At 55.4% G+C, this 26,498-nt stretch carries 16 protein-coding genes; 6 read left to right on the forward strand and 10 right to left on the reverse strand.

Translation table 11 applies throughout. The features are described 5' to 3' along the window. Nucleotides 1–489: 489 nt before the first annotated feature. The gene (locus DDA898_RS11010; RefSeq protein ID WP_013317946.1) at nt 490–1,116 is read right to left on the reverse strand and encodes a TetR/AcrR family transcriptional regulator; all 627 of its coding nucleotides are present in this window, start codon (nt 1,114–1,116) and stop codon (nt 490–492) included. Between the two features lie 441 nt (nt 1,117–1,557). Between DDA898_RS11010 and DDA898_RS11015 the strand changes: the two genes are divergently transcribed. From DDA898_RS11015 to DDA898_RS11025, 3 genes are all read left to right on the forward strand, one after another. Then, the gene (locus DDA898_RS11015) at nt 1,558–2,118 is read left to right on the forward strand and encodes a TetR/AcrR family transcriptional regulator (RefSeq protein ID WP_038909778.1); all 561 of its coding nucleotides are present in this window, start codon (nt 1,558–1,560) and stop codon (nt 2,116–2,118) included. A 242-nt stretch (nt 2,119–2,360) separates the two neighbouring features. Then, a complete protein-coding gene (locus DDA898_RS11020) occupies nt 2,361–3,482 on the forward strand; it encodes an ABC transporter substrate-binding protein (protein WP_038909780.1) in 1,122 nt (373 codons plus the stop codon). Between the two features lie 309 nt (nt 3,483–3,791). Further along, nucleotides 3,792–5,660, forward strand: a complete 1,869-nt coding sequence (locus DDA898_RS11025) for a potassium transporter Kup (RefSeq protein ID WP_038909781.1) — start codon at nt 3,792–3,794, stop codon at nt 5,658–5,660. Nucleotides 5,661–5,986: 326 nt separating this feature from the next. Here DDA898_RS11025 and DDA898_RS11030 read toward each other — a convergent pair whose 3' ends face one another. The 9 genes from DDA898_RS11030 to DDA898_RS11070 form a co-directional block, all read right to left on the reverse strand. After that, the gene (locus DDA898_RS11030) at nt 5,987–7,420 is read right to left on the reverse strand and encodes a serralysin family metalloprotease (RefSeq protein ID WP_013317949.1); all 1,434 of its coding nucleotides are present in this window, start codon (nt 7,418–7,420) and stop codon (nt 5,987–5,989) included. A 433-nt stretch (nt 7,421–7,853) separates the two neighbouring features. Further along, nucleotides 7,854–9,293: a serralysin family metalloprotease gene (locus tag DDA898_RS11035; RefSeq protein ID WP_038909783.1), complete on the reverse strand. Its 1,440-nt coding sequence runs from the start codon at nt 9,291–9,293 to the stop codon at nt 7,854–7,856. 150 nt (nt 9,294–9,443) lie between these two features. Continuing rightward, nucleotides 9,444–10,889 (reverse strand): serralysin family metalloprotease, encoded by a 1,446-nt coding sequence (locus DDA898_RS11040; RefSeq protein ID WP_038901222.1) that lies wholly within the window; start codon nt 10,887–10,889, stop codon nt 9,444–9,446. A 211-nt stretch (nt 10,890–11,100) separates the two neighbouring features. Beyond that, nucleotides 11,101–12,489 carry a TolC family outer membrane protein gene (locus DDA898_RS11045; RefSeq protein WP_038909784.1) on the reverse strand — a complete coding sequence of 463 codons (1,389 nt, stop codon included), beginning with the start codon at nt 12,487–12,489 and terminating at the stop codon, nt 11,101–11,103. 12 nt (nt 12,490–12,501) lie between these two features. Then, nucleotides 12,502–13,848 (reverse strand): HlyD family type I secretion periplasmic adaptor subunit, encoded by a 1,347-nt coding sequence (locus DDA898_RS11050; protein WP_038901224.1) that lies wholly within the window; start codon nt 13,846–13,848, stop codon nt 12,502–12,504. Nucleotides 13,849–13,861: 13 nt separating this feature from the next. Beyond that, a complete protein-coding gene (locus tag DDA898_RS11055) occupies nt 13,862–15,589 on the reverse strand; it encodes a type I secretion system permease/ATPase (RefSeq protein WP_038909786.1) in 1,728 nt (575 codons plus the stop codon). Between the two features lie 16 nt (nt 15,590–15,605). Continuing rightward, a complete protein-coding gene (locus DDA898_RS11060; RefSeq protein ID WP_081639194.1) occupies nt 15,606–15,968 on the reverse strand; it encodes a protease inhibitor Inh/omp19 family protein in 363 nt (120 codons plus the stop codon). Between the two features lie 151 nt (nt 15,969–16,119). After that, nucleotides 16,120–17,553 carry a serralysin family metalloprotease gene (locus tag DDA898_RS11065; protein ID WP_038909787.1) on the reverse strand — a complete coding sequence of 478 codons (1,434 nt, stop codon included), beginning with the start codon at nt 17,551–17,553 and terminating at the stop codon, nt 16,120–16,122. Nucleotides 17,554–17,917: 364 nt separating this feature from the next. Further along, nucleotides 17,918–18,775, reverse strand: a complete 858-nt coding sequence (locus DDA898_RS11070) for an SDR family oxidoreductase (protein ID WP_038909788.1) — start codon at nt 18,773–18,775, stop codon at nt 17,918–17,920. A 409-nt stretch (nt 18,776–19,184) separates the two neighbouring features. Here DDA898_RS11070 and DDA898_RS11075 point away from each other — a divergent pair, with 409 nt between their 5' ends. Genes DDA898_RS11075 through DDA898_RS11085 form a run of 3 tightly spaced genes read left to right on the forward strand, consistent with a single transcriptional unit; the run spans nt 19,185 to nt 25,995 of the window. Further along, entirely contained in the window at nt 19,185–20,501 is a 1,317-nt protein-coding gene (locus DDA898_RS11075) for an SrfA family protein (protein ID WP_038909790.1), read from the forward strand. 2 nt (nt 20,502–20,503) lie between these two features. Continuing rightward, nucleotides 20,504–23,494, forward strand: coding sequence for a virulence factor SrfB (locus tag DDA898_RS11080; RefSeq protein WP_038901231.1), 2,991 nt, complete (start codon nt 20,504–20,506; stop codon nt 23,492–23,494). Continuing rightward, nucleotides 23,491–25,995 carry a putative virulence factor gene (locus DDA898_RS11085; protein ID WP_038909791.1) on the forward strand — a complete coding sequence of 835 codons (2,505 nt, stop codon included), beginning with the start codon at nt 23,491–23,493 and terminating at the stop codon, nt 25,993–25,995. Before DDA898_RS11080 ends, DDA898_RS11085 begins: the two co-directional genes overlap by 4 nt. The last annotated feature ends 503 nt before the right edge of the window (nt 25,996–26,498 follow it).

Consider the following 26,498-nt stretch of genomic DNA (forward strand, 5'->3'; position numbering starts at 1 on the left):
GCCGATGCAGCGATAGCTGGTGTTTCCTGAAGAAGAGCCAGTTCGGTCACCCGACCTGGCTCCTGTTTCACGCCCAGAGGCGGCGCGCTAAATATGACTGCCGATAGACAGACAACCGTTCAGGATCATGGCGGCCATGACGATACAAACCAGCCCAATAATTCTCATGTTCTTTCCTCACTCGTAACCGAATAAGATGGCTTCCCCCTAAAACAGGGAGACACAACCGGTCAGCATACAGACAGCCGCAGCAAACCCTGCCAACGCCAGAATTTTCATACTCCACCCTCAATAAATAAACTGTACGGTTTAGTTTATATAAAGAAAAAACACTGTCAAGGCGTTGATTGTCTGAAAAAGAGGGATGAAGACGTACCAAAAAATATCGCTGCGTGACGTACGATGCCGTTGAGCAAACGCCACGCAGATGAGGTTAACGAGGAAAATGTTGGATTTATTGTCCCAATGGGCAACCAGCCCGCTGGCGATTCATTTCCCTGCCTGCGGGGATGCCCCATGCAGGAAAAGCTGGACACCGTTTCTCACCATTTCTTTGACGCGATCGGTCGAATAATCAGGCAGTTCACGCTGCAACAGCACCGCATCCGCTTCGGCTTTGACCAGCGACGTAAACTGCATGGCTCTCAGCATGGGATCTGCCGGAGCCAGTTCGCCGGTTTGCATAGCCTCGGCCATGAGATCGGCCAACCTGGCCATGCTCTCTTTCGGCCCCGACCCCTGAAACAAGGCACCGATATCTGAATGGCCCGCCTCGCCAACCACAATGCGATAAATTTGCAAAGCCGGGTTGCCACCGGTCAGAACATGCATCATTTTTTCACCAAAACGCGTCAACTTGATCTCCAGAGAACGCTGCCCGTCTTCCGGCATGTCGAGCTCCGCCGCCGCGTCCGTCAAAAAGCGCGTACTGTAGGTGCGTACAACCGTCTCAAACAACGCTTCCTTTGAGGGAAAGTAGTTATAGAGCGTCGCCTTCGACCCCCCTGCTCGTTTAGCCACCTCATTCATGGACGCCCGTTCGTATCCCGTTTCCTGAAACAATTGGGCGGCGGCATCGATAATGGCCTGCCGTTTTTCCTCAGTCAGTGTTCGCATTACGCCTCCTCTGGCACCTGTCCGGAATGATGTAGTCAGCGTTATTCTTAGGTAACCGGACAGTACAGTTTAATTATGTCGCAGTATGCCACATTCCGGCCCCCCAAGAAACCGCGCGGCGTTGACCATCTCCCGTATGTGTAAGTCGAGTTTCGGTAACAGCGCGCCCAGCAGTTAAAATCGTACATTTGTATTAAAATAGATATTTAAGTCCGTAAAATTAAATTTTATGAAAATAAATAAGAATTAAATTCTGAATATAAAATCATAAATGGTTTTTTGATCCAAAAGTTCATTCTGTTTTTTTGAGCAAGATTGTCAAATCCACGCTATTCTCTTCTCACTGCCAGCAAGGATACGATGCAGGCCGGATTACGGAACGCCCGATATCGCCCGCTGTCATCGTGGGCTGGCATTCCCGCTGACGCCCGGAGAGGAACCATGAGATCGAAAAGTGAAATCACAGCAGAACAACTGATACGCAGCGCCGCGGCCATCATTCGGCGTGATGGTCTGCACGCCTGTACGCATCGGGCTGTAGCTGAAGAAGCGCAGATGTCGCTGGGCGCCACCACCTACCATTTTAAAACGCTGGATGATCTGCTGGCCGCGGTGATGCATCAGGCGATTGAAGACTTTGCGGTCAGCACCCGGCATTGGCTTTCGCTGCGTGGAACCGACGACCCTGCCGCGATCCTGACCGATTTCGTATTCTGGACTATCGGCGAGCGCTCAAGGCTGACTCGTGAGTACGAACTGTTCGTGGCCGCGGTTTCCCGCCCCTTCCTGCGGGCGCACGCCGCCGAGTGGCTACATGCCCACGAAACGATATTGAGCGAGCATTTCGGTTTCAGCCGCCCGGTGTCGCAAGCGGCGGTGTCGTTCACCGATGCCTGGTTGATGCGCGGCATTCTGAGCGGCGTCGATGACTTGCCGGATGCGGATGTGATTCAGGCGGCGTTTCACGCCATCGTCACCAACAGGTCCGCCATCGGTCCTTAACGCACATCTGTGCGGGTCATTGCCACCCGCCCCCATTGAAATTGAAACGATACATGTTCCTCCGGGGCGGTGAACTGCCCCGGCAGGCATGACTTTGCCGGTAATAAACGACCGGCGAAAACTGGAGCAGTACCTCTATGGGAAAAGTACCTACATGGAAAAAATACCGGCATGGGGAAAGTCCCTGCGCGGGAAAAATACCTAAATGGGAAAAGTACCTACACGTAACCAAGGACTATCGTATGAAGAATGTGAATAACGCGATGAAGGCAGCCGGATTAACGCTGGCGCTCGCGGGAAGCACGGCAGCCTTTGCCGGGAATGCCGCCACTACGCCGGAACAACGATCGCTGGACCAGATTTACCAGAGCGCGCTAAGAGAAGGCGGTGTAGTCACGGTCTACGCCGGCGGCGACACCGCGGGCCAGCAGGATGGCATCAAGCAGGCGTTCGAAAAACGCTTTCCGGGTATGACGCTGAATGTCATCGTGGATTACAGCAAATTTCATGATGCCCGCATCGATAACCAGCTGGCGACCGACAGCCTGATTCCGGACGTCGTTCAGCTACAGACGTTGCAGGATTATTCGCGCTGGAAAAAAGAAGGCGCACTGCTGAACTACAAGCCGGCGGGCTGGGACAAGATCTGGCCGGCATTCCGGGATCAGGACGGTGCCTGGACCGGCATTTTCGTCGATGCGTTCAGTAATGTGGTCAACACCAAGCTGGTCGATCAGAAATCCTGGCCGCGTGAAGCCAATGATTACCTGCGCCCTGACCTGAAAGGAAAAATCGTTGTCACCTACCCGAACGACGACGACGCCGTGCTGTTCTGGTTCAAACAGGTGGTGGATAAATACGGCTGGGATTATGTGGCGAAGTTCAGCGAACAAGAGCCGGTTTACGTACGTGGCACCCAGGCGCCGGCGGACGATGTGGAAAGCGGCAAGTCCGCGGTAACCTTCTCCACTGACGGCGCGCTGGTTCCTGACGCCAAAGCCAGTTCCCGCTTTGTGCTGCCGGCACAAGATCCGTTTGTCGCCTGGGCGCAGCGCGTGGCAATCTTTAAACAGGCTAAGCATCCGGAATCCGCCAGGCTGTATCTGAGCTGGCTGCTGGACCCGAAAACCCAGACCGACGTCTGGTATATGTGGTCGGTTCGCACCGATGTGGCGCCGCCGGCCGGTTACAAGCACATCTGGGAATACAAGAATGCCAGTCCGGAAGCCTTCGAGCGTTTCATGAGCGACCGGGCGGCAGTCGAACGTTTCAGAGCGCAGATCGGTTTGTATCTGGGCGAAGTCAAAGGCGAACCGTCGCCGGGCTGGCTCGGCCTTCACCCGGAACAGGCGCTGCCGCACTGAGTTATCTGCCATGTAATACGTTATCCACTATGTAATATGTTATCCGCCACGTAATACGTGAGTGAATGACCTATCGCTCATTTGCCAGGGATTCCGCCGTGTCACGGAATCCCTTTTTTATTCCGCAGAAAACCCGTTCCGCCCGCAAGCTAAATCTCATCACATCTCGCGTCACGTTAAGTCTTCTTCACATTAAGTCTTCTTATGTTATCCAGAATTTCGGCGCCGTCACGTCCGGATGAACGTAACCGACTACACTATGATTACACGGCATTTTTCCTGATTCTAACCATTCACCGGGATGTGCATATGACGCATACGCAGCAAGAAAAAGCACCAGGTTTGCTGGCTATTTCCGCTCTGGGCATTGTATTTGGCGATATCGGTACCAGCCCGCTTTATACCTTCAATACCGTGATACAACTGGCCGGCGATGGCAGCCGACCGGAAACCATATTGGGCCTGCTTTCCACCCTGTTCTGGACGTTGATCATCGTTACCTCGATCAAGTACGCCTTGTTTGCCATGCGGATCGACAACAAAGGCGAAGGCGGCGTGCTGGCGTTGATGTCGCTGTTGCAGAATAATCAGGCCAAACGCCAGAAATGGATTATTGCCGCCGGGCTGCTGGGCGCGGCCTTTATCTATGGCGACGGCGCGATCACGCCGGCGATCTCGGTATTGTCGGCGCTGGAAGGACTGGAGCTGGTTTTGCCGGAAACCACCGATTACATCCTGCCGCTGACAATAGTCCTGCTGGTCCTTATCTTCGCCATTCAGCCAATGGGTACAGCCAAAATCAGTCGGTTTTTCGCACCGGTGATGCTGCTATGGTTTGCGACGCTGGCTCTGCTGGGCATCAGGAGCATCATGAATTATCCGGCCGTGCTCTGGGCGTTGAACCCCGTCCATGCGCTGACATTTTTCGCTACCCACGGGCATATCGCCCTGCTGATTCTGGGCGGCGTGTTCCTGTGCGTCACCGGGGCGGAAGCGCTGTATGCCGATATGGGGCACTTTGGCCGTAAGCCCATCTGGATTGCCTGGTATACGATGGCGCTACCTTGCCTGCTGCTCAATTATGCCGGTCAGGCGGCATTTATCTTATCCGGCACCGACGCCAACAATAATATTCTTTTTCGCCTGTGCCCTCCGGCGCTGCAAATACCGCTGGTGATTCTCGCCACGCTGGCTACCATCATTGCCAGTCAGGCCATTATTTCCGGCGCGTTTTCCATGACGCGGCAGGCGATTCAGCTCGGCTGGTTGCCCAGAATGAAAATCACCCAGACGGCGGAGCAAAGCTACGGCCAAATCTATCTGGGCACCGTTAACTGGCTATTGATGGTGGTTACGCTCAGCCTGGTCATCCTCTTCCAGTCTTCGGAACGGCTGGCCGCCGCCTATGGTATTGCCGTTTCCATCACGATGCTGATGACGACGCTGCTGTTATATATGGCAATGCGTAAGATTTGGCACTGGAACAAGATGCTGAGTCTCAGCATCACCGCCATTTTTATCCTGATCGATGTGGGATTCTGCGTCGCCAATATGCTGAAAGTGTTCGACGGCGGCTATGTTCCGTTGTTGCTGGCGATGCTGATTTTCTGCGTGATGTTTATCTGGCGTCGGGGTGTGACCCGCGTATCGCAGACCGTGGCGGAAAAAACGCTGCCGGTAGACGAGTTTCTCTCATCGCTACAGGCTGATGGCATTTCGCGCGTGCCGGGCGTCGCCGTATTTTTAACCCGCGTGCAGAATGTCGCGCCGCCGGTGATGCGCTGGCATGTCAAACGTAACCAGGCCTTGCATGACAAGATCATCGCCCTGACCATTCAGGTGCTGGATGTGCCGCGCGTCAGGGAGGAAGACAAATTGGTGTTAACCGAAAAATTTCCCGGTTTCTGGCAAGGCGTGGCCTACTACGGATTTATGGAGAAACCCAATATTCCCGAACTGCTCAGGCAAACGCCGCCGCTGAAAGCCTGTGCCGATCATGAATCCGTAACCTATTATATCGGCCATGAGTCGATCGTCGCCAAAGACAGTACGGACGCCCTGCCGCGCTGGCAATCCTACCTGTTCGCCTGGATGATGCGAAACTGCCTGCATGTCACGGAATACTACCAGTTGCCGGGTAATCAGGTGATCGAGATCGGTCGACGCATCGCCATCTAGTCATTTATAATTAGTCACTTACGATGGAGGACAGGCATATTTCCCTGCCTGTCCTCGCGTTTATCCCAACCTCTTCCTGCCCGACAAAGGAGAGGCCGTAACTCGTTCCACGTTTGCGCCATACGTAAAACCCACATTTCCCCTCCTGCCTGACGATAATCACGCCAATGTTTCAAGTTACCGAGGGTATTAAAAATATAAGTATGTTGTAACTAAATAGGTTGTTGTAACTAAATGAGTTTAACGAGGCAGAGCGACATAGATAAATTCTCAATGAGAAAGTGAAAAAATAAAGGGCGGATAGCCGCCCTTCGGTGATCAGACAGTTACACAACGAAATCGGCTGTCTGCGATACCTGACCCACGATCTTCACCAGGAATTCCGGCGAGGTGTTGTTATCAAGGTTCAGATAAAGATTGCTGACGCTGGCTGACGAATCCCAGTTGAGCAGGATCTCACCGCCGCTGCCGCTGAACTGATTAACAAAGTGCAGGTTATTACCGGTATTGAGCGCAGAAAGGTCGATTTTATCGACACCGGTCTGGAAATCGAGAATCCAGTCCGGCGCCGCCACTTTGGAATCGGACACGGCGGTATACACAAAGGTATCACGACCGCTGCCGCCATACAGACGGTCTGCCCCGCCCCCGCCGTACAGGATATCGTCGCCGGCACCGCCGCGCAGAATGTTGTCGGCATTGTTGCCGATCAGCAAATCGTTGCCGGAGCCGCCAATCGCGTTTTCAATAGTCACCCCGTGCGCGATCGACACATTACCTTTCAGCCCGCCGACATCAGACAATGACCCTTCGTTCAGATTGATACGCTGATTATTGCTGTAACCAGAGAAATCGAAGGTGTCGTTGCCGCCCGCGTCCCATACCGAGAAAATCAGCGCTTTGCTGCTGCTGGTCGCGGTGTAGAAATCACGATCGGTGTTGGAGTTAAAGCCATACACGGTATCGCCGGTACGAGTAGTCATATTGGCGCCGTACAGGCGCTGAATGGCGTCGATATCATCCAACATCGGGCCGGCGGCATAATGGCCTTTGAAATCCCCACCGGTATTCTTCTCACTCCAGTAGCTCATGATGCTGAACTGACGGGTGTCTTCGGCATAGGTCACATCGCTATAGGTGGGGTTCCCTTCGCCGGCGTTATAGTCACCCGGATGGTTCAGGCCCAGCGCGTGGCCGATTTCATGCGTCAGCGTCTGACGGCCGTACTCCATTTTGTCTGGGCTGCGAATGTTGTCCACATTGTAGTTGTACCAGGTGGTACCGGACGCGCTGCCGCTCCCCGGCAGATAAGCGTACGCCTGCGTGCCGTAATCCAGACGACCGCTGGAGTCACGGGTATAGTTGCCAAAGGTGACGTTGGCCGACTGGTTCCCTGTCACTTCCGTGAAGGTGATGTTGGCCAGATCCGCCCAAGACTGTAATGCCAGTTTGGCCTGAGCGACCTGTGCGGCATTGAATTTGACAAACCCGGTATCGCCGTCCGGCGTGGAGCGTGCGGACTGGAGAAACTTGAAGGTCAGATTGGCGGATTTGCCAAATACATTCGAACCATTCCAGCTGACGTTGTCGCGGGTAATTTGTTCGCCCGCATCCTCAATCGAATAGGATGGTTTGCCGTTAATCGTCAATCCATTTCCCCGCTCGTGATAATGCAGCAGATCATAAACAGAGTCATAGCTGCTGCTGGCGGATAATGAATGCAACGCGTCATCATCACGTGAAGACAGATTTTTTTCCATAAAACCCTCATTGGTATGAATAATCATAAAATGCCATAATCATTAAATTTTTAGATAAAGAACACCTCTGCCAATCTAATGACATATTTTTCAGCATATAAGCCTGATGATATTTGACACAGACAAACAACGCCGTCACTGGCGCTAATTATTTATATAAGCCACTGTAATGTTTTTGTAAAGAGTCGTTAATCAATTTTCTATTTACTGGAGAGTTAACCCACGGCTTCAATACGATGCTAATTGATTAAAGTGGAATAAGTTATTTGAATGATGGCAAATAAAAAAGAAACGGTTGCTTGTTAAAACGGTTAATTTTATCGAGAGGATTTAATACAGAGAAAATAATTTCAGGAATGAATTCTACCCTAATGCAGAATGGAATATTAAACAGGGCAGATAAACTGCCCTGTGCAATATTTTCAGAATATCATTACACAATAATATCGGACTGTGCCGCCTGACCGACAATTCGTACCAGGAAGTCTACCGAGCTGTGCCCTGCTTCATGCAACCACAGGTTGGTGATGCTGTTGGCCGCATCCCACTGCAGCATCACTTCCTGACCTTTGCCGGTGAACTGATCCTGCACAAAGCTCAGTTGACCTTCGTTGCGGAACGCCGACAGGTCGATTTTATCAATGCCTTTCTGGAAATCGGCAATCCAGTCATACGCTGCCACGGTGGAATCCTGACCGCTGCCGTAAACGAACGTATCACGCCCGGCGCCGCCGTACAGCGTATCCGCGCCGGCACCACCGTACAGCACGTCATTGCCCGCGCCGCCCTGCAGTATGTTATCTGCGCTGTTGCCCACCAGAATATCGTTGCCGGAACCGCCAATGGCGTTTTCGATGGTCACGCCGTGCGCGATCGACACGTTGCCTTTCAGGCCGCCCACGTCCGAAAACGAGCCTTCATTCAGATTGATACGCTGGTTGTTGCTATAGCCGGAGAAGTCGAAGGTGTCGGTGCCGCCGGCATCCCATACTGAGAAAATCAGTGCTTTACTGCTGTCGGTCGCAGTATAGAAATCACGATCGGTATTGGAATTGAAACCATACACGCTATCACCGGTACGGGTGGTCATGTTGGCGCCATACAGCCGCTGAATCGCCGCGATGTCGTCAATCATCGGCGCGCCGCCATAGTGACCGTTGTAGTCGGCACCGGTTTCATTCTCGCCCCAGTAGCTCATGATACTGAATTGATAGCTATCTTCCGCATACACCGCGTCATTATAGCTCGGGTCACCTTCGCCGGCGTTGTACTCACCCGGATGGGCCAGGCCAAGCGCATGACCAATCTCGTGGGTAAAGGTCTGACGGCCATATTCTTCCGACCCCGGATTACGGATATTAGACTGGTTATAGTTGTACCAGCTGCTGCCCGCCCCCTGATAATTACCCGGATAATAGGCATAGGCTTGAGTACCGTAATCCAGGTTGCCACTCGCATCACGCGTATAGTTACCAAAGGTGATATTAGCAGATTTATTTCCCGTTACTTCGGTAAACGTCAGATTGGCTACGTCCGACCAGGATTGCAGCGACAGTTTCGCCTGCTCAATTTGCTCTGCATTAAATTTCACAAAACCGGTATCGCCGGATGGAATGGAGCTGACCGACTGCAGAAATTTAAACGTCAGATTGGCCGACTTGCCAAATACATTGGTTCCATTCCAGCTGACATTTTCCCGGGTAATTTGCGCCGCGGCCTGATCGATGGAATAGGATGTTTTGCCATTGACCGTCAGGCCATCGCCACGATCGTGGTAACGCAGAAAATCATAAACGGAATTATACGCGCTGCTGGTATTCGCGGATAATGCGTGTTGAGCGTCATCTTGACGTAAAGACAGATTTTTTCCCATAAAATCCTCTGGAAATACGATAAAAGAATACTGTCATCCTTTATTCAGGACGAGCAACGCCCTGCCAGAATGACATGATAATAAGATTCCCGTGGAAATCTTATTAAACAGGATGGTTAACCCACCCTGTTTAATATTTTCAGTGGTTGATTACACAATAATATCGGATTGCGCGGTCTGGCCGACAATGCGTACCAGAAAATCCACTGAGCTGTGACCCGCTTCATGCAGCCACAAGTTGGTCGTGCTGTTGGCCGCATCCCACTGCAGCATCACTTCCTGACCTTTGCCGGTGAACTGGTCCTGCACAAAGCTCAGTTGGCCTTCGTTGCGGAACGCCGACAGATCGATCTTGTCGATACCGGTCTGGAAATCGGTAATCCAGTCGTATGCCGACACGGTGGAATCCTGACCGCTGCCGTAGACGAAGATATCGCGTCCGGCGCCGCCGGTCAGCGTATCCGCGCCAGTGCTGCCGTACAGCACGTCGTCGCCCGCGCCGCCCTGCAGTATGTTATCTGCGCCGTTACCAATCAGAATGTCGTTGCCGGAACCGCCAATAGCATTCTCGATGGTCACGCCGTGCGCGATCGACACGTTGCCTTTCAGGCCGCCCACGTCCGAAAACGAGCCTTCATTCAGATTGATACGCTGGTTGTTGCTGTAACCGGAGAAGTCGAAGGTGTCGGTGCCGCCGGCATCCCATACCGAGAAAACCAACGCCTTGCTACTGTTGGTCGCGGTATAGAAATCACGATCGGTATTGGAGTTGAAGCCATACACGGTATCGCCGGTACGGGTGGTCATGTTGGCGCCGTACAGCTTCTGGATCGCCGCGATATCATCCATCAGCGGACCTGCCGAGTAGTGACCTTTGAAGTCACCGCCGGTGTTTTCCACTTCCCAGTAGCTCATGATGCTGAACTGACGGGAGTCTTCCGCATAGGCAGCGCTGTTTTTGTAGCTAATATCGCCTTCGCCGGCGTTGTACTCCGCCGGATGGCTCAGCCCCAGCGCATGACCGATTTCATGCGTGAACGAATGACGTCCATACTCATCGGTATCCGGGTTGCGAATGCTGGACTGGTTGTAGTTGAACCAGGCGCTGCCGGATACCGGATGCGTACCTGGATAAGCCGCATAAGCCTGGGTATCAGTATTCAGGCTGCCGTCGGCATTGCGCGTATAGTTGGCGAATGTGATATTGGCTTTTTGATTGGGGCTGACTTCGGTAAACGTCAGGTTCGCCGCATCCGCCCAGGACTGTAATGACAGTTTTGCCTGCTGCATCTGCACCGGCGTAAATTTTACCGGGCCGGTATGACCGTTAGGCGTCGAGCTAAACGTGTTCAGAAACGAGTAGGTCAGATTTGCCGCTTTGCCAAATACGTTATCACCGTTCCAGGTGGTATGCGGCCGCGTTAATCCCTCGCTCACCGCCTTATCGGTGGTATAAGACGGTTTACCATTGACAGTCAGACCGTCGCCGCGCTGATGGTAATACCAAAAATCATACACATCGGCATAGCCGGTATAACTTCCCGCCTTGGCGGCAGCGGCAGAGGTATTTAACGAAGCTTTTTCGTTTTGTTGCATATCACTTCTTCCATAAAGTCTGACGCATTACTGTCAGAATGCCTTGTTTCGCCATTAAATCGCCGGCAATTATCATCACGGCTAATTTAATGACATACCCATCTCTCGCAGCGGGCTGCGAAAGAAATTTCGTGGAAACTGCAATCAATTTTTGTAGAGAAAACCATCAGTTTTCATAGACACCACAACCAACTAACGCCAAAGGTTACCGCTAATTCGTTTTATTACCGGTGGCCGCGTTTATTCCGGTTTTATTTATTACAGGCGCAGATTGAAACCAGGCAGCCAATTGCATCATATCCTGCTCATTCAGCGTTCCGGCGGTATAGCGCAAATTCAGCCAGGCCTGTAACCAGCGATATTTGACTTCCGTCAGCTCGCGGCGGGCGTTATACCACTCCTGTTCCGCCATCAGCACGTCCAGATTGATGCGCTCGCCGCCGGCGACGCTCTGCCGCGTCGCGCGGATCGCTTCCTCAGCGGCGGCCACGCTCATCTGCCAGGCTCGGATTTTGGCGGCCCCATTGGCGCACAGGTTGAACTGACGGCGTAATTCCGCAAAGGTCTGCCGGGTCTGGTTATCCAGCTCCGCCTGACTTTGCTGGTATTCCGCCGCTGCCTGACGCATCGAGGCCGAAACGGCGCCGCCGGAATACAGCGGCACGCGCACCTGCAAACCGACGGTCTGGGTGTCGTATTTCTGGTTGTAGTTGTATTCAGACTCCGACAAGCTGTTGCGGGTGGACGCCACCAAATCCAATGTCGGCAGATGGCCGGCGCGATTACGCTCAATTTCGTAGCGGCTGTAATCGACGTTTTCACGCTGTACCGCCAGCTTTGCGTTGTGCCGCACCGTCAGTTCGCGCCACTGCGACAGCGAGCGATTTTCGGTGACATTATCCGGCAACGTATCCAGCGCCAACGGCGACAGATCCTGAATTTGCAACGGCGAACCCATCATGTTTTCCAGATCGGTCATAGCGGCATCCAGCGTATCTTCCTGTTCGATACGCTGGGCTTCAGTGACGGTGTAACGCGCCTCCGTTTCCCGCAGGTCGGTTTGCGTGCCTTCCCCCGCCGCCAATAAGCGACGGTTCAGCGCCAACTGCTCCTGATAGGCACGGCGCTGCGCATCCAGCAGCATCAATTTCTCCTGCGCCAGCAATGCCTCGCTCCAGGACTGGTACAAACGCACCATCAGGTCCTGACTGCGATCGCGAAATCGCTGATCGGCCATCAGTTTGCGGGTGACGCCCTGCTGGTAGCGCGCCCAGGCGGCATAGTCCAGCAGCGGCTGACGCAGCGTCAACGTCGATACGTAGTTATCGTAGTCACGTTTAGTCGTGTTATTCAGCGTCCGATCGCGTTGCGTCACCTTGGAATGACTGTAATTAGCGCCATAGGTATATTGCAGCGACGGCAGCAACCCGGCGCGGCCGATCGCCACCTCTTCCTGCCCGGCGTCTCGTTCGAAACCGGCCGCCCGCAGCTGTGCGTCATTACGCAGCGCCAGTTCCCATGCATCCAGCAGCCCCATCGCCTGGGCGCTGCCGCCCGACAGAGATAACACGACCGTCAGTAGTACCGCTTTCCTTCGCATTGCTTCCTTCCGTTACTCTTCCGTCAACGCCAGATGCATGCGATCCATCAGGGGTTTAAACAGATAATTGATAAACGAACGCTCTCCGGTGCGGACAAACCCCTGCACCGGCATACCAGGTTTAATTTCCAGCCCGTGCAACGAACGCTTGCCTTCTTCGCTCACCTGAATGCGCAAACCGTAGTACGGCGTGCCGTCCTTTTCGTCCACCAGCCGGTCAGCGGAAAGCAGGGTCACCGTTCCCGGCACTCGCGGCGTGGTGCTTTGGCTAAACGCGGTGAACTGCAGTTCCACCGGCAGCCCGGACCACACCTTGTCCACCATTTCCACCGGAATGCGCCCATCCACCAGCAGCGGCTGGTCTTCGGGAACGATGTCCATCATGACCTGCCCGGGGGCGATCACCCCGCCTTCGGTGAAGATCTTCATATCCACCACGGTGCCGGCAACCGGTGCACGGACCTGCACGTTGGCCAGATTGAAATCCGCCTTCTCGCGCTGACTGATCACCTCATTCAGTTTGGCCTGTACGTCGGACAATTCGCTGTTGACCTCTTTGTCGTATTCCTGCTGACGCTGGGCGATGCGCAATTTTTGCTGCTGAATATCACGCCGGGTTCGCCCTACCTCGCCGCTGGTCTGGGCCAGTTCGCCGCTGACCTGCGCAAACAAGCGCTCCGTTTCCAGCATCTTATTACGCGGAACATAGTTATCCGCCGCCAGCGGCCGCAGTCCCTGCAACTGCTGGCTCAACGTCGCCTGCTCGGACTGTTTGCTGCTCATCACCTTTTGCAATGCGCCAAGCGACGTCTCCAGGCCATCGATGCTGGCGCGCACTCCGTCTATTTCCAGCTTTAGCGACTGCTGCCGGCTACGCAATAGATCTTCCTGCAACGCAATGATGGCGGCCATTTCCGGCCGCTGGCGCGCCTGAGTCAGCCGGGGCGTCGCCGCCAGCGACGATTGATTACGTTGTTCCGCCAGCAGTCGGGCTTCACGAGCAATCAATTGATCGTATTGGGAGCCCAGCCCTTCGCTGGTGGTACGGGCATCTACCGCATTCAGCGTCAGCAACACCTGACCCGCGGCAACGCGGTCGCCGTCTTTCACCTGAATCCGGTCGACAATGCCGCCCTGCATGTGTTGGATCACCTTGCGATTACCGGACACCACCACATTGCCTTGCACCGCCACCCCTTTATCCAACGGCGCCAGCAAGGCCCACAGCAGAAAACCGCCAAAACCGGCGAGCACCAGCCACCAGCCCAGCCGTAACGCGCGCTCTTCATCCCGGCTGGCGCGATCGCGCATTGCTGCTTCGTTCAATTCATCCTGAGTGGTTATATCCATGCCTGTCATCACGAGATCCCTGTCATTGCGGCATTGCGGCCGTGGGGTTCATCCGGGCCTGATTGGCGGCGCTGCGCTGTTGCAGTTCCGTCAGCACATCCCGCGCCAGTCCCATACGCTGCTGCTGGCCCTCATGGAGGATCAGAATTTTTTGCGCCAGCGTCGTCAGCGCCGGGCGATGGGTAATCAACACCACGGTGGCGCCGCGTTTCTGCAACGCGACAATCGCCTGCATCAAGGCCTGATCGCCTTCGCTGTCAAGGCTGGCGTTCGGTTCATCCAGAATCAGCAGGCAAGGATCGCCGTACATGGCACGCGCCAGACCGATACGCTGCCGCTGGCCGCCGGACAAACCGCCGCCGCCATCGCCCAATTCGGTGTCATAGCCATTGGGTAGCGACAAAATCAGTTCATGTACCCCCGCCAGTTTTGCGGCCGCCACCACTTTTTCCGGATCGGCATCGCCAAAACGGGCGATGTTTTCCGCCAGCGAGCCCTTAAACAGCTGCACATCCTGCGGCAAATAGCCGATGGTCGGACCAAACGTGTTTTTGTCCACCTGATTCAAATCAGCGCCATCCAGACGCACTTTGCCTTGCGTCGGCGACTGCGCGCCGACCAGCAAGCGCGCCAGCGAGGATTTACCGGAACCGGACGCGCCGAGAATCACCAGCGTTTCGCCAGCCTGCAACGAGAAATGGATGTTCTGCAGTCGGGTATTGCCCTGCGCCGTGCGCAGCGACACCTGTTCCACACTGAGATGCCCTTCCGGCGCAGGCAGCGCCATTGCCGCCGGGCGCGGCGGATAGGCGGCGATCAGCCGGGTCAGGCGCTGCCAGGCAATGCGCGCGCTGCTCCACTGTTTCCATACCCCGATTAACTGATCGATCGGGCTCAGTACCCGGCCAACCAGAATCGAACCGGCGATCATCATCCCCGGCGTGATCTTGCCGTCGATCGCCAGCAATGCTCCCAGCCCCAGCATCAACGACTGCAACGCAATACGGCTGTATTTGGACGCACCGCCTACCGCGGCGGCACGCTCGCTGGCCAGATTCTGCAGGGAAATAAAACGGTAATGACGCGCCAGCCAGCGCCGACGCAGGTTGCCCAGCATCCCCATTGCTTCAATAACGTCGGCATTGCGCAACTGAGCGTCAGCCAGATGGGTCGCCTGTTGCGATTGCTGATTGGCTTCCGCCAGCGGTTGATTGGTCAGATGCTGGTTCAGCCAGGCCAACGCCACCAGCACCACGGTGCCGCCCAGCGCCAGCATCCCCAGCCAGGGGTGCAGCAAAAACAGCACCAGCAAAAACAGCGGAAACCAGGGCACATCGAAGAAGGCGAACAGCGCATTGCCGGTGATGAACTGGCGCAGCAGCGTCAGGTCGGTCAGCGCCAGCCCGGCGCGGCCATCGCCGGCCTCCAGATTACGGGCGAAGGCCGCATTGAAGACATCCTGATTGAGCGCCAGATCGATACGGGTGCCCAGCCTCACCACCAACAGACTACGAACCCACTCCAGCGCGCCCATAAAGGCGCACAGTCCCGCCATCAGCAACGTCAGCATCAGCAGGGTTATACCGTTGCCGGACGCCAGCACCCGGTCATACACCTGCAGCATATATACCGAAGGCGCCAGCATCAGCACATTGATGACGGCGCTGAAAATCCCGACGCTCCAGAAACTGCGGCGGAACTGGCGCAGCACGCCGAACAACGAACGATCTCGCTCAGAGGAAGCATTCACGGCAGGGCTCTCTCCCTTAGGCTTTCTTTTTCAGGGTGCGAACGCTGCCGTCAACCAGCTTATGTTCGTAGCGATCGCGGTTGCGGCTGAAAAACGCCACCGCCGAGCCGTCTGCCTGCGTCAACGTCAAGCCGTCGGGCGTCGGCCGCCAACCGACCGGCGCTTCCGGCAGCAATTTTTGCAGGCACGCGCTGTCGCCAGCCAGCTTCCAGGTCGTGCCGTCAAGCACATCGGTGTTCAACCGGATATCACAGTGCTGCTCTGCGCCGCTCAATACCCACTGCCCGCTCAGTTCCGCCGCGGACGGCAATCTCAGACTGCTCGCCATACATCCTCCACTCAGTGCACTCAATAATGTCGCAATAATAAGCTGTTTCATGATATTCCCATCATTCGGTCATCAGTGAACGCGTTTAATAATTGAAACCATCTGGTTAAATATGTTGATAACGGCAGGCATATTTCCGATAAGAGAAAACACCTGCCGTTATTCAACAAACCCGAAAATAGCGGGAGCGTTCCCGTTATTTTTAAACAATAACATCCGACGGTTGTAATGCCGCACCGACAATGTTGACCAGAAAATCAGCCGTCTCGTGCCCGCTTAAATGCAACCACATATTGGTTTGATGAGACTGACTATCCCAATTCAACACCACTTCGTTTCCTTTTCCCGAGAAATTATCCACAAAGCGAAGATCATGATTTTTATTAAATGCAGATAAATCGATCCGGTCTTCGCCACGCTGGAAATCGGTAATGGTATCCGGCGCCGACGATAGCGAATCCTTTTCCCAGGCATAAACAAAAATGTCTTTACCGGCGCCACCGGTTAAAATATCAGCGCCGCCATCGCCATAAAGCACATCATTGCCGGCACCGCCGTCAATACGATTATCAGACAGATTACCCACAATCACATCATGGCCTGAACCGCCAATCGCGTTTTCAATCACCGCGCCCGCGGCGATGGAAACATTGCCTTTTAGCCCGCCGACATCCGAGAAGGTGCCGCTAATCAGGCTAATACGCTGATTCGCGCTGTAACCGGAGAAATCAAAGGTATCGTTGCCGCCGGCATCCCAAACGGAAAATATCAGCGGCGTTTTGCTGTCTGTCGCGGTATAAAAATCACGACCACTATTGGAATGAAACCCGTATACCGTATCGCCCGTGCGGGTCGACATATTGGCGCCATACAATTTTTGAATGGCTGCAATATCATCCATCAGCGGCGCGGCGGCATGATAGCCATGAAAATCGCCGCCGGTGTACCCTTCATTCCAGTAGCTCATAATACTGAATTGGCGGGTATCCTCCGCGTAGGTCACGTCTTTATAGCCCGGATTACCGTCGGAAGCGTCATAATCTCCAGGATGATACAGCCCCAGCGTATGGCCGATTTCATGCGTCAGCGTATTACGGCCAAATTCATTGATATCCGGCCGCTGATTGTCGGCCTGATTATAATTAAACCAGGCTGAGCCGGCCCATTTCCAATTGCCGGGATAAAAACCGAACGCCTGGCTGTTGTTATCCGTATTGCCGTCCGGGGTTAATGTATAGTTGCCAAACTGAATGGTGGCGCGCTCACCATCCTTAGCTTCGCTAAATGTGACGTTCGCCACATCAGCCCAGGATTGCAATGCCAGTTTGGTCTGTTGAATCTGCGCGGCATTAAATTTGACAAAGCCTTTGAAATTATCAGGCATGTCGCTATCAGCGACCGACTGAAGAAAAGAGTAAGTCAGCGCGGCGGATTTACCGAAAACCTTTTCGCCATTCCAGGTAATATTGCCGCGGGTGATTTGATCGCGGGCCTGCTCCAACGTATAGGACGGCTTATCGCCGATGTTGCCATTGCCGCGGGCGTGGTAATGCCATAATTGATAGACATCCGCCACGCCGGTATAGCCACCGGATGATGCGGAAGAAAGATCGGTCTTCTTTCCATATAAAGCCATAACATTTCCTCCATGAAATTCGTCTTTATACCCGTAATACTTCAAATTGTAGATATGTTGGCAACACCGCGACTAAACACGAGTCTATTCACTGTTTACCCTATTCACTTTTTGTCCTATTGAAAGTGAATACGCCTTGTGATGCATTAATCAGCTTGAAATGCGGCATAGACTGACAACACAGACAGGTTAGTAAAACAGAAATAAAATGACAAGATTCTGTCAGGAAAATCGACGTTTTATTACCTTGCGTTCAGACTACGAAAAAAAACCAGACAGAACATTGAGGAAGGGGAAATTGGCAGAATAAAAAGTGGCGCATCTGTCGCCAGCGCGCCACGGTATTTAATAACATGAAAAAAAATTACAGCGATGCCAGCGTACCGCGGATAACCTCGGCATAGGGCGTTGTCGAGCGCCCCAGCAACGTCGTCAGCGCGTTCTTATCATCAAACAGTCCGCCTTTTTCCGCACCGGCGTCGGAGTCCGCCAGCATATCGGCCAGAAAGTCCGGTAATCCCGCACCTTTCAGCGCGTTGGCGAAATCAGCCTGGGACAGGTTGATATACTGCACCGGTTTACCGCTTTGCTTCGCAACTTCCGCGGTAAACTCCGCCAGCGTGTAGCTGTGATCGCCGGCCAGCTCGTAAATCTTCCCTTCCTGACCATGCAGTTGCAGCACTATTGCCGCCGCTTGCGCATAGTCGCCGCGCGCCGCGGAAGCAATGCGACCTTCGCCGGCGGCGCCGATAAACGCGCTGTGCGCCAGAGCCGGCGCGATGCTGGCGGCATAGTTTTCGGTATACCAGCCGTTACGCAAAATAACATGAGGGATGCCGGAGGTGCGTAGCGCACTCTCGGTCGCCAGATGCTCGGCCGCCAGCCCCAGCGACGAGGTATCCGCGTGCAGCAGGCTGGTATAGGCAATCAGCCCGACACCGGCTTTTTTCGCCGCGTCAATTACTGCCTTGTGCTGGGTTTCGCGCTTGCCGACTTCACTTGATGAGATCAACAGCAATTTGTCTACCCCGTTCAGCGCGCTGACCAGCGTCTCCGGCCGATCATAATCACCGTGTCGCACATGAATCCCCTGCGCGGCCAGAGCGCTGGCCTTGGCAGGGTCGCGCACCACCGCAACGATCTGTTCTGCCGGCACCGATTTCACCAGCGAATCAATCACCAGACGGCCCAGTTGGCCGGTTGCTCCTGTAATCGCAAACATCACGTACTCCTGTTAATGAGAAAACCTTACGCCACGCTTCAACCCGCATGCTCTCAACGCCAGAACAGGCTGAAGCTCTTGCCAGCAGCATATGACCAAAGCTAACTTTTAGTAAGTACTAACAAAAAGGTTAGTGTTGAATAAAAATGCCGACAACATCACAGAATGCTCGCCGCCGCCTTCCAGCTGGCATGCTACCGGGTAACCTGTAAGATAATCGACCTGCCGGTTTTTTAGTTTCAGTCACATCGCACTTATGCGATATTGCTTTTTCAGAGAGCTGATGACGCAAATATTTGTCATATTTGTCACTTCTTTACGTATTTGATTCGTGATCATCAGAATTATAATCGCAGATATTGAACACGATTTTCTGCCTTGACGGTTTATCACAAAGGGTCTCTTTGGCGTGGCAAAATTATTTTTACGCAGTGGAAATTTAGACGATTTTCTTGCGTTGGGAGAGAACGGCCAGCCCGTTTATGCTTCGGCGCTGCAACTACGGGAGACACTGCGTCTTCGCAAACAACAGCACATCGCGGACTGTCTGGCCATCCCCCAACCCAACGAGGATGGCGACCGCATCGACTGGTATGCGCCCTTCGCCGGCAAGATAACCTCCTGGATGGCGGCCAGCGACGAACAGCGTGAGCAGGCGTTGCTGGTGCTGGAACAGTATCTCGGCACCGTTGGCGCCATTAGCGAGCGGGCGCAGCAATCCAACAAGCCGGCACAGAAACTCTTCGGGGTATTGTTGTCGAAAGCCTTTCAGTTTCCAGGTTCCAATCATGTCTATCTGGTGGACGATAAACCGGTCATCACCTTTTGGGGATTCGTCAGCCTGGGCAAAAAATCCCGCGCTGATGTGCTGGAGTGCCTGCGCCCGGTTGAACCGGTCGACATTCCCGAGCCGGTTCCGGAACCGCTGCCGGAAGTGACCACACAGGTCGCCGAACCCGAACCGGAACAACCGCCGCCGCCGGTCGAACCGGAACCGATCGTGGTTGCCGAACCGGTCGCTCCGCCGCAAGCCGCCCCGTCGCCGCGCCGGGTCTGGACCAGCATCTGGTTGCTGGCGCCGGGCGCCGCGCTGTTGGCGACGCTGGCGTTCCAGATCCGCGGTTGCGTTTCTCAACCCGAAAACAACGCTCCGCCGGCGGTGACCGCCATCAAACCGGAAAAACGCGCGCTGAGCGCTACGCCGACGGATACGCTTCCACCGCCGAATCTGCCGTTGCAAGTAGCGACGCTGCTGACGCCGCCAGCGCTGGCTGAACAGAAGAAACCCGAAGAAAAAGCGCCGGAAGCCCCCGCCCATGTCGAGATGAGCGCCGCGCCGAAAGGCGCGCTGGTGATGCCTGCCGACGCAGTAAAAATCGGCTCCATCCGTTTCCTCGACGGCAACTGGCAGGCGGTCGTTTCCATGAAAAATCCGCTGACCGGCAAACCGCCGGTTCTCCGCTACCAGATCAAAGACGGCAAAGGCCGGGTTCGCTTTAACTACAGCGAAAAAGTCACCTGCCAGGCTGAGGTGGAAGCCGGGTTGCATCAGTCCGGCAATCTGGTGATCAACAGCCGCTATCGGGCGCGCTGCAGCGATGGTTCCCGTTATCCGATGCCGGAAATCGTCTGCACCCGGCAAGAATCGAGCGAGGCCGCAGAATGTAAAGGCCGCTACGATGCCGACACAGAGCTACCGATGACGATTAAGCGTGAGAGCAAATAACCATGCTGGCAACCCTGACAGATTACAAACAACAAATTACGCTGATTCAGAATAGCGGTATTCAGTTTCTCGATTTTGCGTTAAAGCTCCCGCCGGCCCGGTCAAGCTTCGCCAATCGCTTTGTTCGCAAGAGCGCCAACGGGCCGCTGTTGCGGCTGACGTACAACGAACACAGCGGAAAATACGCCTTGCCGAGCGCCATGCAGGTGCTGCCGGAAGCGGTCAATCCGGAATCCAGTTACACGCTGGAACAGTCGTTGCGTCTGCTGAGCAACGTATGGCTGCCGCTGCCTTTTTTCCGTTTTAACCCGCCGCGGACCTTCATGGGCGGCCCAAACAACTGGGCGCGGGTACAGGTGCTGGAGCTGGGCGAGCCGGACGATGACGGCAACACCCACCGCCTCTGTCTGGCCTTCGATACCCGTGTTTATCCGGAAAGTCACGATCTGGAAGCGCTGGCGCCCAGCGAAAGCGACATCAACGCCGGGCGCTTGTTCACGCTGGCCTACCACAGTGAAGAACTGGACGATTTCCTCGACCAGACCTGGGTGGACGGCTGGCTGCGCGAAGCATTTTCCCAGCAGGCGCTGGTGGTGGAAAGCCGCAAACCCCGCGATATCCGCCAGAATCTGCGTGAATTCGAATATCAGGCGCATTACCTGAATTTGCTGGATATTATGGCGACGCTGCTGGATGTGCCGGAAATCCGCATCACCAGCGGTACGCTGAAAGAGCCGGCCATCAATGTGGATCTGATTCTTGACGTCGGTAACTCCCACACCGCCGGGATCCTGGTGGAGGATCACGCCGACGAAAGCAACGGCCTCAAGCAGACCTACGAGCTACAGATCCGCGATTTGAGCCAGCCTCATTATCTGTACAACGAGCTGTTCGACAGCCGGGTGGAGTTCGCCCAGGCGCGCTTCGGCAAGCAAAACTTCTCCTTCGAAAGCGGCCGCGACGATGCGTTTGTCTGGCCGTCGATTACCCGCGTCGGGCGCGAGGCCAGCCGTCTGGCGCTACAGCGTCAGGGAACCGAGGGTTCCAGCGGTATTTCCAGCCCGCGCCGTTATCTGTGGGACGAAGAGCCGTATGTGCCGGGCTGGCGTTTCAGCCAGACCAACAGCCCGCGTCAGCAGGAGCCGCTGGCGACCGCCATGCCGTTGACCATGCTGGTCAACGATGAAGGCCAGCCGCTGTTCAGCCTGCCGCTGGACGAACGCCTGCCGGTGTTCGACCCGCACTACAGCCGCAGTTCGGTGATGACGTTCATGCTCTCAGAACTGCTGGCGCAGGCGCTGATGCAAATGAACAGCCCCGCCCAACGCCTGAAGATGATTCACGCCAACGCGCCGCGTCAGTTACGCAACATTATTCTGACCCTGCCCTCGGCGATGCCTAAACCGGAACGCGAGATCTTCCGGCGGCGGATGATCGAAGCGATCGGTCTGGTGTGGAAAGCGATGGGCTGGCACCCGGCCGATGAGGATTTCCTGACGGTGGAGGGTAAGCGCCACAGCAGCATGCCGGTGCCGGAAGTCCAGATGGAGTGGGATGAAGCCACCTGCGGACAGATGGTGTACCTCTACAACGAAGCGCAGGTGAATTTCGGCGGCCGGGCGGAGGCGTTCTTCGCCAGCATGGCGCGGCCGGACAAAGAACTGGCGGACGACGAACAGCCGGGGAAAACCTTGCGCATCGCGTCTATCGATATCGGCGGCGGCACCACCGATCTGGCGATTACCCAATACTGGCTGGACGACGGCGTCGGCAGCAACGTCAAAATCATCCCCCGTCTGCTGTTTCGTGAAGGGTTTAAAGTCGCCGGCGATGACATTCTGCTGGATGTGATCCAGCTGTATGTGCTGCCGGCGTTGCAGGTCGCGCTGAAAAAAGCCGGCGTCACCAGCCCGGACAGCCTGATGACCCGGCTGTTCGGCAGCGAAGGCCGCATGGACGGCCAGCTGACGCTGCGCCAGCAGGTCACGCTGCAAATGTTCATTCCTATCGGTCAAGCGATTCTGGAAGCCTACGAACAGTTCGACCCGCTCGATCTGAACGCGGAAATCGACACCACATTCGGCGAAATGCTGCCGCAGGCGCCGACGCGCAAAGTACTGGAATACGTCAACAGCGAGATCCAGCGTGAATTGCCGGACGAGGAAACGCCGTTCGATATTCTGCAGGTGCCGCTGATTCTGCGTCTTGGCAAGCTGCACAGCGAATTTCTGGCCAACCGCATGAGCATTACCCAGCACCTGCGGCTGATGTCGGAAGTGGTGTCGCTGTATGCCTGCGACGTGCTGCTGCTGACCGGCCGTCCGTCCCGTTTTCCGGGTATTCAGGCGCTGTTCCGCCACCTGCAGCCGCTGCCGATTAACCGCATGATGTCGCTGGATGGCTATCACACCAGCGACTGGTATCCGTTTAACAAGCGCGGGCGTATCGAAAACCCGAAATCCACCGCCGCGGTGGGCGCGATGCTGTGCCTGCTGGCGCTGGATCTGCGTCTGCCCGGTTTCTACTTCAAAGCCGGGGATTTCGAACCCTATTCCACCGTGCGCTACCTCGGTATGTTGGACAGCAGCCACACCCTCACCACCGATAACGTCTACTATAACGATATCGATCTGGATGACGCCGATTTCACGCTGGACGATCAGTCCGGTTTCGAAGTACGCGGCTCACTGTGCCTCGGCTTTCGCCAGTTGGACAACGAACGCTGGCCCGCTTCACCGCTCTACTCGCTGTCGATCGTCGATCCGGAACTGGCCCGCAAGGTGGCCGGCGACAGCGTACTGCACGTGCGCCTGAAAGTGGTGCCGGGCGACGATAACCTCACGCCGGAACGCGTCGAGATCGCCGACGCGGTGCTAGGCTCCGGGCTCGCCATTTCGCCGCATCAGCTAAGGCTGAAACTCAACACCTTGTCCAGCACGGTTTCCGGCATGGCACATTACTGGATCGATAGCGGGAGCGTCTTCAAGAAATGAAACCATTAACGCCCAAACAGCTGTCGAGCCGTCTCAGCCGTCAGTTACAGTCCGTTTCGCAAGGCGTGGATCAGGCGATCGCCTGGGTGGATGAAACCCGGCGCAACGTTCCCCGCCTGGATATGGAAGCCGATCGGCTTATCGTCAAGCTGCGGCGCTGTCGCAACAAGGCCCGCGGCCTGTCCGATTCGTCGTTAAAAGAGATCGCCATGGGCATGTTCGGGTTGGCTCAGGGCGGCAAAACTTATCTGCTGACCTCGCTGGCCGGTAACGAAAACGGACGAATTGAAACCTCTATCGGCGGCGTTACGTTGGATTACCAGAAAAACATCAATCCGGACAACCAGCAACCGGCCTTTGTCACCCGCTTTACCCGGCAGGCTGAAGGCAAAAACACCCCGAATCCGGTACAGGTCCAGTTGCTCAACGAGGCCGATATCGCCCGAATTATGGCCTATGCCTTCGTACTGGAAGACAGTCAGAACCCGGCGCCGGAGCTTGACGAACAGCATATCGCCGAGCACCTGAAAACCCTGTCGTTGCACCGCCAGCAGGAAGCGGTGCCCGGGCTGGACGGCGATGACGTGGTCGCGTTGTGGGATTATCTGGTGCGCCACGACGCCCGGCGTCAAAAGCCGCTGGAACGCAAATTCTGGCCGCTGGCGGTGGAGCTGGCGCCGCACCTCAGCATCGACGACCGCGCCAGCCTGTTCTCGGTTCTGTGGGGCGAACAGTCGGAATACACTTCGCTCTACCGCCATTTCGCCCACACGCTGGAGCAATTGTCCGGCACCCGCAAGGTACTGGCGCCGATCAGCCTGCTGGTGGATGAATCACTGCAACCCGACAGCGGTATTTTCAACGCCAACCTGTTCGACCGGCTCAATAGCCCTTCCGATCTCAGCGCGCAGGTGCGCCCCATCGTCAACGGCCGCGCGGCCAGAAATGTAGAGCTGTCGCTGGCGGAACTGCTCATGCTGGCGGCTGAAGTGCAAATTCCGCTGCTGTCACCGCCAAAGGAAACGTTGTTCGAACAGGTGGACCTGCTCGATTTTCCCGGTTTCAGCCTGCAGGACGAGCCGGAATTCGAGCCGGACGAGGATAACCCGGAGCGGCTGTTGCGCCTCAAGCCACACCCGTTGTCCCGTGCATTGCTGCGCGCCAAACGCGCCTATCTGCTGGAGCGTTATACCGACGATCAGGAAATGAATCTGCTGATGGTCTGTACCGCCGCCGCCTGCAAAGCGGACGTACGCCACGTCGGCCGGGCGCTGGATTTTTGGGTGCGTCATACCCAGGGTGAAAACCCGCAAGTCCGTAGTCGCCGCAAACCCGGCCTGATCTGGGCGGTGACCCGTCATGACCGGCGTTTCACCCACGGCTATAACAACGATGAAGCGGTACAGCGTTACGTGGGTAACCCCGGCGATGCCTGGGGCACCATGCTGGCGATGGACAAGCGCGGCATCAACAGGATGGCGGCCTGGCTGGACGCGGAGGTTCGCCGTGAAGTCAAACTGGGGCGCATCAACGAACAACTGAGCGAATTGCAGCGCGAGCTGTCCGATAACCTGCTTGGCAGTTGGTATCAGCCGGCCGGCGCCGATGACCCGGCGCACAAACAGCATATCGCCGAGTCGATGCTCAAAGCGTTGCAAACCCGAACCGGCGTGCACGGCGAACTGCTGGAACGGCTATTGCCTTCCCGCGATGAACTACGTCGGCTGTATCTGCAACAACAGGAACAGGCGCAACGCAACTTCGCGTCCTATCAGGAAGCGCAGGATACGGCGGTGCCGCTGGTCAGCTATGAACCGTTTGGCGTCGGGATGGATATCGACCTGTTCAGCGATGACGCCGACCCGAGCGAAGAAGACGAAACTGTCGTCGCGCCGGCGCCGACCGAGGAAGAGCAAACCGAAAACCACAGCTATGAAGCGGAGTTCGCCCGTAATCTGTACCGGTATTGGATCAACCACTTGCGCAACCTACCGGAAAACGTCGCCATCATTGAATTACTGGGGATTAACCGCCCCACCATCGAAATGCTGGTGGAGGAACTGATTACGGCCAGCGTGCGGCTGAAGATTGACGATGAGCTGCAAACCATGCTGTTGGATTCCGGGCAACTGGGTATTAACCGGGAAAGCAAAGCGGATCGACAGGTTTCGCGCGCGCTCAACGTGCTCGGCGATTTCGTCGCCTGGCTAGGCTTTCAGCAGGTGCCCGAGGCCGGCCGACCGGACAGCCGCGTCAACAAAGGCAACAAGATCTTTGCCAAGCCGGAAAAGCAAACGGCCAACTTCGGCACCTCCCGACGGTTGACCAAACTGTCGGCGACGCCGGTCAACAATACCGCCTATTACATTTATGACTGGCTGATCGGCCTGAACGAGATGATTATCCAGAACGCCGGCTATGCGGCTGGGCGTGACATCAAACCCAAACAGCGCGAACGTCTGGGAACGATTCTGGGTCTGATCAAACCGACCGAAAGCTGACCCCTGCGGCGGAGCATTACGCTCCGCCCTTTCAGCATAAAAGTTTACACAATCAAATAATTATGCTGCTTTCCTTATCCAAAATTTCGATAAAATCACGTTATAAATCAGGCTGGTCTTGCAAAAATACGACTCTCACGTCATAGTTTTACACGGGGTGTGCACTGCCGTACCGAATAGGTAACGAATACTTTTATTATCATGTTTTTTCTTTGATTCGCCCGGTTTAAAACAATATTGTCGATGTTAAAAAGTACTGTTGACGCTAAAAAATACTGTCAACGCTAAAAAAGGCACGCAGGCTACCCCGTTCTTTTTTCCACCATCATGACGACCGGACTGTTGCTCCTGCAAAGGAAAACAGAACGGCCCTTCTTCCAGGGATATCGGGTTGCAGTTATCCATTGGGTGTGTTCTGACACCTGTATTGGCATACCAGACTGCGGGTGATGTCGCCTTAGGCAACGTCGCCGAAAAACGATAGTGATCCCCGTTCCACGACG

Source organism: Dickeya dadantii NCPPB 898, from assembly GCF_000406145.1.
GTDB classification, from domain to species: Bacteria; Pseudomonadota; Gammaproteobacteria; order Enterobacterales; family Enterobacteriaceae; genus Dickeya; species Dickeya dadantii.